Genomic DNA, 11,742 nt, shown 5'->3' with positions numbered 1-11,742 from the left:
CGGGGAGTCCACGCTCATCTACGTGCTCGCCAGTGGACGCTCGTCAGCCCTGTTCGCGGTCCTCGCCGGTGTAGGCCTCGCCCTGGCCACCGGCGGCGCAACGCCGCCCCGCGGCCTCGCCCTCCGTCAGGCGTGGGCGGCCACCGCCACCCGGGCGCTGCTGCTGGTCTTCGTCGGGATGATCATCGGCGCGCTGGACTCAGGCGTCGCTGTGATTCTCGTCTACTACGGGGCGCTGTTCCTCCTCGGCATTCCGTTCCTGGGTCTTGGCCCACGCGTGCTGCTTCCGCTAGCCGCGGTTTGGGCCGTCGTCATGCCGCTGCTCAGCCAGGGGCTGCGCGCAGACGGGCCACCGAGCCCGGGCGCCCCGGTCACCGCCGAGTCATTCAACCACCCTGGCGACCTGCTCTGGCAGCTGACGCTGACCGGTTATTATCCCGCCCTGCCCTGGCTCGCCTATATGCTGGCCGGCCTGGGGCTAGGCCGGTTGATGCTCGCGTCGACGCGCGTGGTGATCCCCGTGCTGCTCGGTGGAGCCGCGCTGGCCACGGCTACCTACGTGATCTCGTGGGTCTGGCTCGAACGTGGCGCGATGGAACGTGTCGTCGACGCCGGCACCGGCATGCACCCCGCCAGCAGGCCCTACGCCGAGGCCGGCGAGCTACTGAACACAGGGTTCTACGGCACCACGCCGCTCACGAGCGACTGGTGGCTGGTCATAGCGTCGCCGCATACCGCGACGCCGTTCGACCTCCTACACACCATCGGCACCTCCGCGGCGGTCTTGGCGCTGATGTTGCTGCTCGCCCGGAAGCTGGCCACCGTGCTCTCGCCGCTGGCGGCCATCGGCAGCATGACGTTCACCCTGTACACCACTCACGTGATATTGCTCGCCTCGGCGCTCCCGCGCGAACTCGAGTACGCGGTCCAGATACACATCGCCGTCGCCTTTGCCATCGCGGTGCCGTGGCGACGCTACGTTGGACGAGGCCCGCTCGAGGCGCTGGCGGCACGGCTCGCCCGGTCGGCGCGCGCCGCCGTCTCCGACGCGCGCCGCTGAGCGCTAGGCGTTCACTCAGCCGGACCGGAACCGCGAGAGCCGAGCTCTTCATCGAGACGGAGCAGGCCAGGGCCATCGTCACCGATCATATGCAGCCGTCCGAGGATCTCCGAGACCGTCGACTCCTCTTCGATCTGCTCCTCGAGGAACCAGCTCAGCAGCGGCAGGCTGTCGATGTCGCCCTCGGCGTTGACCAGCCGGTACAGCGCTCGGATCGACTCCGAGACCTGCTGCTCGTGGGCCAGCGCCGCTTCGAACGCGGCGACTACCTTGTCGCCCGGGTCACTCGGCGCGGAGATCTCTCCGATCTGCGGTCGGTTGCCGCGATCGGTCACGTGCGCGATGAACTTGGCGGCATGCATGCGCTCTTCGTCGGACTGGATACGCATCCACGAAGCCATACCAGGCAGGTTCGCGTCGTCAAGCGCGATCGCGAGCTGCAGGTAAGCGATCGACGACCTGAGCTCGAGGGTGATCTGCTCCGAGAAGGCCTTGGCGAGTATGTCATTCAGCTTCATAGACACGACGTTATCCCAGCTCAAACGGGATTTCCACGAAGATGTGGCTATCCTTGCAAAGGCTTGCCACGCCTTAGCCACGGCGGAGGCTCCCTGATCAGCAGCCTGGGAGGGCGTCGAAGCGGTAGCCCTCGTCGGCAAGCTTCGGCAGAGCCTCCCGCAATGCCTTCACGGTCTGCGTCCGGTCGCCGCCTCCGTCATGCATCAACACCACGTCTCCGCTCTCCGCCTGCAGCAGATCGCTGACGATGGCATCCACACCTGGTGTGGTCCAGTCCTTGGTGTCGACGGTCCACAGGGCTTGCCGCATCCCATATGCGGCCAGATCGTTCTTCACCTCGTCGTTGGTCGCACCGTACGGGGGCCGTATGCATGGGCTGTCGGATCCCAGCTCGGAGAGCAGCTCGCCGGTCTGCTCGACCTCCCGCTCCCGGCCGGCGGTGTCGAGAGCGGTCAGGTCCTCGTGGCTCCACGTGTGGTTGATCCCGTGGAGATCTCGGTCCGTCCTACCCACCGCGGAGCGGTCACCCGGTCGTGCCCCGTTCTCGGCTGACGACGCCGCTTGCCTCGTTGGTCGCGGATTGCTCGGGGCGGGAGGATGGCGGTAGGGGTGGGGAGGGAGAATTCCCAGGTCGCGGTGTATCTGACCTACGCCACCGAGGCGGGGCACGCGCTGATCGACCGCTCCGTCTATCTGCCGAAGTCCTGGGCCGACGACCCGACCGCCGCGCCGAAGCAGCGGTACCCGGGGAGGTGGAATTCGCCACCAAGCCCGCGCTGGCCCGCGAGATGATCGTGCGTGCCCTGGACGGCGGGGCAGCCGCGCCATGGGTGGCCGGCGACGAGGTCTACGGCGCCGACCCGACGCTACGCACGGAATCGGAGGACCGCCGTGTCGGCTACGTGCTGGCCGTCGCCTGCAGCCACCCGGTGGCCACACCGCAGCCGGTAAACGCCGCGCCGACTGTGTGTCCTTGTCAGGCTCGATGAAGGTCCCGCGCTCCATGGTGTAGTACTCGTCGAAGCTCTCGAATTCCCACTGGTAGACGACCGTGTCCATCGGCCCGGTGTAGTCGACGTAGATACGACGGTTCGCGTAGCCCGCCTTTTCGAACCACTGGTCGAGGGTCTTGAACGCCGTCACGATCTCCAGTGCCTTCCCACGCTCTGCCTGTTAGACCTCGCGCAGCATGTACATGTCAGCTCCTGTCGGCTCGCATTGGTTTCTGCTCTGGCCTTATGATCGCGATTAGCGCCAGTCGTCGATGAGCCAGACGCCAGGGCGGCTGTAGCCCTCGTCGTTGGCCCGGTGCATGGTCACCCCGACCAGTCCCCCCCGGTACCCGCGCGCCATCACTGCTGCGTAGGCCTCGTGGCGGCCGGTGTTCATCCCCAGCTCAACGTGATCCGCGTGGTGGTCGACAGCCAGCGCTTCGCACGCGTCGAGGAGCGCCCCGAAGCGCCGCTCAGCACCTGGTCCCGGTCTGGCCAACCCGAACTTGACGTAGCATCCCCGGCTGCCGGCCTCCGTGCCGGCGCCCAGATGACACACGGCCACACCCGCCAGGCCGGCCGAGTCGTCCAGCAGGACGACCTCGCCGAGGTTCTGGCTCTCCACGGCGCGGATCTCGCGCTCGAGGTCAAGGCCCTCGTACGCCGTGGCAGTCAGCTCCCGGCACGCATCGAGGGCTTGGACCCGCTCAGCGGGTGGGAGCTCGGTGTAGCGGATGGCCGAGGATGACTGTTGTCCGGCTACCGCCGGCTTGGCCATCACAGGGGTCAGGAACCGGGGCCAGAACCCGAACTTCTGGTAGAGCCCGAGATGCCTGGCGCTCTGGGCAAAGGTGAAGAGCCCGGCGTGTGCCGTGCCCAAGCGGTCGAACAGCGCGACGGTGGCCTCCATCAGGCGGCTGGCGATGCCACGGTCCCACAGCTCCGGCCGCACCGAGAGGGGCCCGAAGAAACCCACGCTTCCCCAGCTAGTGATGAGGTTCGTCCCCACCAGCTGCCCGTCGCGCTCGGCGGCGAAAGCGGCGCCGGGGTCGGCCAGCCAGCGGGTTCGGACATAGTCCTTATCCCCGAACAATGAGGCCACGCCGGTGAACGTGTCGAACGCGGAGCGCAAAATCACATCGGCGAGGGGCAGGTCACTCTCGCGCAGCTCGCGCACGATGACGTCCGCCCGCTCGGCCACCTTCAGGGTACCGGTCTTGGTCATGGCCACTCCTTCATCGAATCGGTGTGGCCATGATCGGAGTGGTGCCCGCGCCCCGGCATCGGGCAGGCCCTCATCTTTAGGTCATCCCGCCCCCACATGGTGACGGGCCGCGTAGGCGACCAATTCGGATCGGCCCCCGACGCCCACCTTGGCGGCCAGGTTGGCAATGTGGCGCTCGACGGTCTTCGGCGAGACATAGAGGCGGGCCGCGATCTCTCTGGTGGAGCGGCCCTCGGCGAGGAATGCCAGCACCTCCGCCTCCCTCGGGGTCACCCCCAAGGCCGCCATCGGCGCCGGCAGGTCCGGTGCCGGCCGGCGGCGCCGCGGCACCGGTGCGCCGGCCTGGCGGAGCAGCGACCGACACGCCGAGGCCACCGCGGGCGGCCCGGACGGATCGAAGAAGGCCAGCGCCTCCGCCAGCCATCGCGTCGGGTTCCCCCAGCCGTCGGCGATGGCCGCCTCGGCCACCAATCGGCGGGCGTGGTGGCGGTACCAGTCGCACGGGGCGAGATCGGCGTCAGCCCGGATGAAGGCCGCCTCGGCCTCGGCAGTCCGCCCTTGCCGGCCGAGGGTCACCGCCCGGGCGTGGCCCACCCATCCTCGGATCAGCCAGTATGTCGTCAGCCCCGACGCCTCCACCTCGGCCACCGCCGCCTCACCATCGCCGACGTCCAGGGCGTGGACGAGGGCCCACAAGCCCCGGCCTGGCGCGGTGACCGGCGTGCCCCGCAACAGCTCCATACCAGCGTCCAGCTCGCGCAGTGCCCGGGCGCGGTCCTCTCGGACGACCCACAGCAGCGCCTGGGCCATGAGCAGAGCCACCCCTCGGACTTCGGGGTGGCCGCCCGAGGAGGCGACGGCCTGGTCGATGGCCGCCTCCATCTCGGCCCGCTGATCCAGCAGCGCGTGAGCCACCGCTTGCACTGCGAACCCCAGTCCTTCGACGAGGGGGAGCCGCAGTCGCCGCGCCTCCGCGGCGCAGGACCGGCCGGCGTCGAGGGTCCCTTCCGGTTCGACATGGTTGATGAACCACGCGGCCATCTGGAGGCTGGCCGTGGCAGCGGTGGCTAGTGCACCCGCGTCGAGCGCGGCCTTCCGAGCCTGGGCGAGCCGATCGAGCGGACCGCCGCCCAGCAGGTCAATGGTGCCCAGCTCGTGGAGGGCTCGCACGCCCCACAGCGTCAGGCCGTGCTGCTCGGCCAGTGCCAAGGCAGCCGAGAAGGCCCGGTCTGCTGAGGTGAGGTCACGCAGGCGTTCCCGTTGGCCCAGAACCGCGAGGGCCTCACAGGCCAGCTCGTAGCGCCCACCGGACTCTGCCGAGGTCAACGCCCTCCCGGCGAGGGTCACGGCGTCGTCGAGGCGGCCCTCGCCGAGCGCCACCTGAGCGGCCAGGATCTCGAACTCGCTGGCGGCAATGCCACCGCTTGCCGCGAGCTCTCGCGCGTGGTGAAGCTGATCGAGGGCACATGCCCAATCGGCGGACACGATGGCTGTGCGAGCCAGCCACAGGTGCGCCTGCGCCCTGCGTGTCGGCGGGGCCGCCAGTGCGGCCAGCCGAGAAAGCAGGCGCTGGCCAACCTCGCCCACCCGCTCGGCGTTGCCGGCCTTGACGAGCACCTCGCAGAGCGCCTCGTCGATCTCGACGGCCAGTTGCCGGTTGTCGCCCACCAACCGTCGGGCCCGCTCCAGGTTCGCCTCGGAGCTGGTCAGCGCGGCGCTACCGAACGCCCGTCGCCCCGACTCGAGGTGCAACCCAGCGGCCCGGGACGGTTCCCCAGCCTGTTCGGCGAGCTCGGCCGCTAACTCGCACCACTCCCCCGGCAGTCCCGGATGAGCGGCCTCGACCGCACGGAGACCGCGCGCGGCGAGGGCTGCTCGCTCCGGCGGAAGAAGCTCCGCGAGGATGGCCTCCCGAGTCAGCGCATGGCGGAACCGGAAGCGTGGCCCGGGATCGGCGGCCTCCACGGACAGCAGCTGGTCATCGACAGCACGGCGCAAGCGATCGACAACAGTGGCTTCGTCCTGGCCGCTCATGTCCGCCAGCAGGCGCCAGTCGAAGCTTCGGCCTTGTAGTGCCGCCGCGACGAGAAGGTCCCGAACGCCCGGGCGTGAGGCGAGGCGGCGCCACACGGTCTCGGCAAACGTGGCGGGGATGGTCAGCCCCGGTGAGCGGTCGAGAACCCAGCCGTCTGCTGTCCTCTCCAACTCGTGGGCCTGGACCATTGCCGCCAGCAGCTCCTCGACGAGAAAAGGCAGTCCATCGGCCCTTGCCACGACCACCTCGGCAAGCTCGCGGGGTATTACCGGAGTGTGCAGGCAGCCCTCGGCAACCGATACGACCTCCTCGTCGCTCAGCCTCCGCAGCGACACCATGGTGGCGGAGCGTCGGGCGGCGAGATCGTAAGCGCACGACAGTGCCCCACTGGGTTCCTCGTCACGAAGCGAGATCACACAGAGGACCGGTTCCCCCGCGATGTTGTCGGCGAGGTACTCGACGACCTCGACAGTCTCGGTGTCCGCCCAGTGCAGGTCCTCAAGCAGGAGCACGCAGCCAGGGCCGTCACCCAGGGCAGCGAGCAGCCTGAGCACGGCTTCGCCCACCACCACGAGCGACTCCTCGCCGGGTGACTCGCCAGGTAAACGCCACTGCGGGATGAGTCGGCCGAGGATGGGCAGAAACGGTGTCAACTCCCGAACCTGCGGTGGTCCCGACTTACGAAGGTGCGAGAACAGTGCCTCCGCGACCGGCCGGAAGGGGTGCGGGCTGTCGCGCTCAACCGCCCGGCCGGTCAGCACCTGCGCCCCCCGACGAACACCTTCGGTGGCGACCTCCCACAACAACCGCGACTTGCCAACCCCGGCCTCGCCCGCGACCACCAGTGTCGCGCCGTGTCCGTCAGACAGGCGATCGAGAGCGCGCCGTAGCTCCTGCCACTCCGGGTCACGCCCAACAACCACGGGGCACCGCAAATCCCGCACCAGACCAGCATGCCACCGGCGCAGGTGCGTGCAAAGATCACCGACAATGTCGAGGTCCTGCTGGAGTTCTACAACTACCCCCGGCGACCCGCGCAAACCGTGCCACGATTCCACCCATCAGGTCGACGAAGTGCGTTCGCCACTGGGCAGGGTTTAGGCTGTGTCCGCGACCACCGCAAGATCATCTTGGTTCGACACAAATCAGGCATGATCACGCGGTGGCCGTTCTACGTCACGCCGCCACGCCCAAGATCACGAAGTCCGGCTGCCGTACTAGGCGTTCAGCTCTTTGGAGGCCTCGGCGACGTCTTTGGTGGTGTCGATGGCGCGCCAGTAGCCCTCGATGGGGTATCCGGCGAGCCGACGCTCCTTGGCCAGCATCGGGAACGTCGAGCGCTCATGGTCGCCCACGTCCGGCAGCAAGTCCAGGATGCGGCTGGAGAAGACGTAGATCCCGCCGTTGACCGGGTACGGCGATGGCGGCGCCTCGACGAAGTCGATCACCCGGCCGAACTCGTCCAGATCGACTACTCCCCATGGGATCCTGGGCCGGACGAGCCCGATGGTGGCGACCGCGTCCCGCTCGATGTGGTACGCCGCCATCTCCCGCAGCTCGAAGCGCGTCCAGATGTCGGCGTTGAGCGCGTACCAGTTGTCGCCCGGCTCCGGCAGCCGCTTGCCTGCATACTTCAGCCCACCGCCACGCCCCAGTGGCTCCTCCTCGACGACGGTCTGCACCCGCACCGGCTGTGGCCCGGATTCCAGATGCTCCGTCAGAACCTCGTGGAGATGGCCCGCTGAGACCACCACGTCAGTCACACCCGCCTGTGCAAGCCACTCGATCTGGTGGTCGATGATGCATCGCCCGGCGATCTCGATCATCGCCTTCGGCACGGTGTCCGTCAGCGGCCGGAGCCGGGAGCCCTTCCCGCCTGCCAAGATCACTGCCTGCCGCACCGTGTGCCCATCGACCATGATCCCCGACCCTAGCGCAGGCTCCCAAGGGGTCGAGAACCGTCACGCCATCGGTGCGACCGGTGACCGGCGCCCTGCACAGCATCGGGCAGGATACGCACTATGCGTGCATACCTCGGATCAGCCACCAGTGGAACACAAGGTACTCCCGCCACCGGCGTCACCGTGCTCGATATCGACGGCGCCACGTTCACGCCGCTCGGTGGCGTCGACGCACCGGACCCTAGATATCTCGCGCTGTCCGCCGACGGCTCCATCCTCTACGCGATCTGTGAGCGGGAGAACGGCCAGGTCCGGGCGTGGAGCGTCCAGGACACGGAACTGACGCCGCTCGGCGACGCGCAGAGTGTCCGTGGCGCCGGCCCGTGCCACCTGTCCCTCCATCCGAGCGGCCGCTACCTGCTCAGCGCCTGCTACGGATCCGGCACCCTGGCCGTCAACCCTGTCGGCGCCGACGGCTCGCTCAATGCACCGTCCGGAACAGTTCAGCATTCCGGCACCGGCCCCGACGTCAAGCGTCAGGAAGGCCCGCACGCTCACATGGTCGTCACCGACCCTGACACGGGCCCTGGCCGCGGCCACGTCCTCGCAGCCGACCTCGGCACCGACACCGTCTACCGCTACGCCCTCGACGAGACGTCCGGAACGCTGACCCTTTCAGACGAGCTCCGCACCCCGCCAGGAGCGGGTCCACGCCACCTCGTCGTCCAGGACCGGTACGCCTATGTCGCCAACGAGCTCGATTCCACCGTCACCGTGCTCGACCTGGACGCCGGACAGTCCCTGTCGACCGTCTCCACCCGCCCTCACGGGGCAGACAAGGCCAGCCACCCGTCCGCGATCCGGCTCTCCGCCGACGGCCGATTCCTCTACGTGGCCAACCGGTTCGTCGACGAGATCGCGGTACTCACCGTCGACGGTCCCGACGTCGCCCTCGTCGCCGCTGTGCCCTGCGGTGGCGACCACCCACGCGACATGGTGCTCTCGCCGGACGGCGCTTACCTGTACTCGGCCAACCAGTTCGACGACACCATCACGACGTTCCTCCTCGATCGGGCCACCGGCATCCCCACCCAGGTCGGCGAGCCGTTCAGTACGCCCAGCCCCACCTGCATCTTCTGGGCATAGGACGGCTCAGGTGCTCACCGCAGTCTCGGCAGTCATGCCGACTCCGCGAAGCGGAACCTCGCGAGCTCGATCCGCCTGGTGACTCCGAGCTTCGGATAGGCCTTGTAAAGGTGGTAGCCCACGGTTCGCGGGCTGATGCACAGCTGTACGGCGATGTCCTGGTTGCTGAGCCCGGCGGCCGCCAGGCGGGCGACGTGGCGCTCCTGGGTTGTCAGGGAGCTCAGGGCGCTGACCCAGCCGTCCGGCGCCTGCGGTGCCGACTCTCCCGCGGCGCGCAGCGCGACCTGCGCACGGTCCGCCCACGGCGTCGCGCCGAGCCGGTCGAAGATCTCCAGCGCGGAACGCAGCTGGGTCCGCGCGTCCGTGCGCCGACGGTGACGCCGGAGCCACTCGCCATAGGCGAGCTCGGTGCGGGCCCGTTCGAATGGTCGTTGAGCGCCTTCCTGGTGCAGTAGCACTGACTCGGCATAAAGCTCGTCGGCCGCGCCATCCGGCTCCATCGCCGCTGCGCACCGCAACGCCACAGCCTTCGCCCATGCCTGACCGGCATGCCGCGCGTACTCAGTGAACTGCCCCAGTGCGCGCTGCGCCAGGTCAGGACGGCCTGCTCGCATCCCGGCTTCCACCGCGTCCGGCAACAGGGCGGACCCCATGACGCAGTGGCGCGCGGAGCCGGCGGCGCCCGCCCCGAGGCGGTTCGCGGCCGCGTCGCCTCGGCCGAGTCCGAGCTCGAGGAGCGCACGGGAGGCGACCGCCCAGCCCTCTGCGTGCATCACGCCTTCCGTGAGGTGGCCGGCCGTCATCGCCCAGCAGGTCGCCTCATCGCCCTCGATGGCGGCGATCCTGGATAGAGTCGCGTTGATCTGCCCGATCAGAGGCGAGTTGCCGGCGTTCCGCGCCATCTCGAGTGCCTGGGTGCCGCTGGCCCGCGCCTCATGGTGGAATCCGAGGAACAGCTGTGCCCGGGCGAGCAGATTGAGAACGGCCGGGAGCAGGTCGAACCGGCCATGTGCACGGCACGATGCTGCGAGCTTCATCCCCAGATCACGAGCCGCACAGTCGTCACCCAGGAACAGCGCAGCCTCGGTGGCGTGCAGCCGAAGCTCGGGCGGGAGCTCGGATCGGCCGTCCCTGGCAGCCTCGACCATGTCGCGGAAGGACTCCAGCCCTCGCGGGACGTCGTTGTCCAGGAGGCCGGCTATCCCCTGGACACCGGCCATGCCGACCCGGACGGCCGTCGACGGCCGCAGCCCGGCGACTTTACTCGCCGCCAGGTTCACCGCTTCTCGGTAATCGCAGAACCATGCATGCTGGGCGGCGTCCATCAGCATCGTCGCCGACAGGTCCGGCACATGGTCAGCGACGACCATAGCGCCTTGCATCAGAATCCACGCGGCGTCTCGAAGCGAGCCACGCTCCGCCTCTGCCCCGGCGCGGATCGCGGCGAGTCGCGCCAGGCACCTGACGTCCTCTGTCAGGGACAGGGCGTCATCGGCGAATGCATCAGCTCGCCGTATGTCACCTGACGTCGCCGCGGAAAAGGCCGCAGCCGCCAGCCGGCGACCGCGGGCCTGCCGGTCAGCGCTGAGCTCGGCGGCACGCTGATAGGCGGACACGACCTGCGTGCAGGCACCCTGGAGACGTGCATGTTCGGCAACGCTCTCGAGGTCGCGGGCAAGTTTCTCGTCCGGGCATGTCGCGGCCGCCGCGCGATGCCAGGCCGACGCGGCACGGTCACCGATGTCCTCGAATGCAGTGGCGAGCGCGGTGTGTACGCGGACCCGCGTTGTCACCGTCCCGTCGTGGTACGCGGCTTGCCGGAGCAACGGCTGCCGGAAGGAGAGCCGGTTGCCGGCGACGTGGATCAACTGAGCCCGTTCGGCCAGCGCGAGGTCGTCGATCGACGCACCGACATGTGCCGCGGCACGCAGTGCCACCGCCATATCGCCCCGACCGTCGGCAGCGACGACATTGAGCAAGGTGCGCGTCGAGGCAGGCAGCGAGCTGATCCGTGCCGAAGAGGCGGCATGGGCCGCGCGCCGGACCGGAAGGGCGCCGAGGCCCAGCACCTCCGACGGGAGCTGACCGGCGCGTTGGCGTGGGGTCAGCGCCGCCGCCAGCTCAGCCAGCGCCAGCGGGTTGCCGGCCGACTCCTCGACGATCCGTTCAACCGTGTGCACGCTCATGTCGTCTAGGCGGTCGGTGAGCGTCTCGCGCGCGGCGTCCGGGGCGAGTCCCTGCAGCCGTAGCTCTCTCAGGCAACCCGCGGAGAAGCCCCGCCACCCTTCGCCGGCCGCGAAGATCATGGCGACGCCCTCCGCGTACAGCCGGCGGGCAGCGAGTACCAGTGCGTCTACCGAAGGCCGGTCCAGCTCACGCGCGTCGTCGATCACGCACAACAGTGGCCGTTCCGCGGCGAGCCGGGAGAGCAGGGTCAGGGTCGCATATCCGACAAGGCGTGGGTCGGGCATCATGGTTCCGGCGAGCCCAAAGGCGCTGCGCAGCGCCGATGCCTGTGGTTCCGGTAGTGCGTCGATGCCACCCCAAGCCGGACGCAGCAGAAGGTGGAGGGCCGAATACGGTAGCCCTGACTCCGAGTCGACACCCCTGGCGCACAGGACGCGCATTCCTGCGGCAGACCGAACGGCGTAGTCGAGCAATGCGCTCTTGCCAATGCCCGCGTCACCGCGGATGACGAGCGCGGCGCCGCGGCCCGCCGTCGCGGCCGCGAGGAGGCTCTCGATCTCGGCCTTCTCGGCCGACCGTCCATAAAGCACCACCTACCCAGTGTCGTCAGGGCGGCCGAGGCGCCGGTAGACGCGAATGTCGTGCGATGCCGATGACGAACATCATGTCCGCAGCCC

At 69.0% G+C, this 11,742-nt stretch carries 8 protein-coding genes and 1 pseudogene; 3 read left to right on the top strand and 6 right to left on the bottom strand.

Translation table 11 applies throughout. The features are described 5' to 3' along the window. A partial coding sequence (locus ELR45_RS13335) for a heparan-alpha-glucosaminide N-acetyltransferase domain-containing protein (protein ID WP_165367745.1) occupies window positions 1-1,060 on the top strand: 1,060 nt, incomplete at its 5' end. Window positions 1,061-1,071: 11 nt separating this feature from the next. On the opposite strand, the gene ELR45_RS13330 is transcribed toward ELR45_RS13335, so the two are convergent. Both ELR45_RS13330 and ELR45_RS35115 read right to left on the bottom strand, forming a co-directional pair. Next, window positions 1,072-1,578, bottom strand: coding sequence for a ferritin (locus tag ELR45_RS13330; protein ID WP_129666737.1), 507 nt, complete (start codon window positions 1,576-1,578; stop codon window positions 1,072-1,074). Between the two features lie 97 nt (window positions 1,579-1,675). Then, window positions 1,676-2,092, bottom strand: coding sequence for a polysaccharide deacetylase family protein (locus tag ELR45_RS35115; protein WP_165367744.1), 417 nt, complete (start codon window positions 2,090-2,092; stop codon window positions 1,676-1,678). 105 nt (window positions 2,093-2,197) lie between these two features. Between ELR45_RS35115 and ELR45_RS40845 the strand changes: the two are divergent. Further along, a pseudogene (locus tag ELR45_RS40845) lies at window positions 2,198-2,543 on the top strand (transposase); the annotation flags it as partial. Between the two features lie 284 nt (window positions 2,544-2,827). On the opposite strand, the gene ELR45_RS13320 reads toward ELR45_RS40845, so the two are convergent. From ELR45_RS13320 to ELR45_RS13310, 3 genes are all read right to left on the bottom strand, one after another. Further along, complete coding sequence (locus ELR45_RS13320) at window positions 2,828-3,796, bottom strand: GNAT family N-acetyltransferase (RefSeq protein WP_129666731.1); 969 nt, start codon at window positions 3,794-3,796, stop codon at window positions 2,828-2,830. Between the two features lie 81 nt (window positions 3,797-3,877). After that, window positions 3,878-6,754 carry a helix-turn-helix transcriptional regulator gene (locus ELR45_RS13315; RefSeq protein ID WP_165367742.1) on the bottom strand — a complete coding sequence of 959 codons (2,877 nt, stop codon included), beginning with the start codon at window positions 6,752-6,754 and terminating at the stop codon, window positions 3,878-3,880. 294 nt (window positions 6,755-7,048) lie between these two features. Further along, entirely contained in the window at window positions 7,049-7,750 is a 702-nt protein-coding gene (locus ELR45_RS13310; protein WP_129666726.1) for a nucleotidyltransferase family protein, read from the bottom strand. A gap of 102 nt (window positions 7,751-7,852) precedes the next feature. Here ELR45_RS13310 and ELR45_RS13305 point away from each other — a divergent pair, with 102 nt between their 5' ends. Continuing rightward, on the top strand, window positions 7,853-8,878 hold the full coding sequence (locus ELR45_RS13305) for a lactonase family protein (protein ID WP_129666723.1): 1,026 nt from the start codon (window positions 7,853-7,855) through the stop codon (window positions 8,876-8,878). 32 nt (window positions 8,879-8,910) lie between these two features. Here the strand turns inward: ELR45_RS13305 and ELR45_RS13300 are convergent, their stop codons facing one another. Then, a complete protein-coding gene (locus ELR45_RS13300) occupies window positions 8,911-11,658 on the bottom strand; it encodes a helix-turn-helix transcriptional regulator (RefSeq protein WP_129666720.1) in 2,748 nt (915 codons plus the stop codon). Window positions 11,659-11,742 lie beyond the last annotated feature (84 nt).

The organism is Phytoactinopolyspora endophytica, assembly GCF_004138495.1.
In the GTDB taxonomy this organism is placed as follows: domain Bacteria; phylum Actinomycetota; class Actinomycetes; order Jiangellales; family Jiangellaceae; genus Phytoactinopolyspora; species Phytoactinopolyspora endophytica.
The sequence above is the reverse complement of the archived record's forward strand: the minus strand, read 5'-3'. Positions and strand labels throughout refer to the sequence as shown.

Coding starts and splice junctions, on each gene's coding strand:
- ELR45_RS13320 (WP_129666731.1), bottom strand. CDS start 3,796: ATGACCAAGACCGGTACCCTGAAGGTGGCCGAGCGGGCGGACGTCATC.
- ELR45_RS13330 (WP_129666737.1), bottom strand. CDS start 1,578: ATGAAGCTGAATGACATACTCGCCAAGGCCTTCTCGGAGCAGATCACC.
- ELR45_RS13305 (WP_129666723.1), top strand. CDS start 7,853: ATGCGTGCATACCTCGGATCAGCCACCAGTGGAACACAAGGTACTCCC.
- ELR45_RS13310 (WP_129666726.1), bottom strand. CDS start 7,750: ATGGTCGATGGGCACACGGTGCGGCAGGCAGTGATCTTGGCAGGCGGG.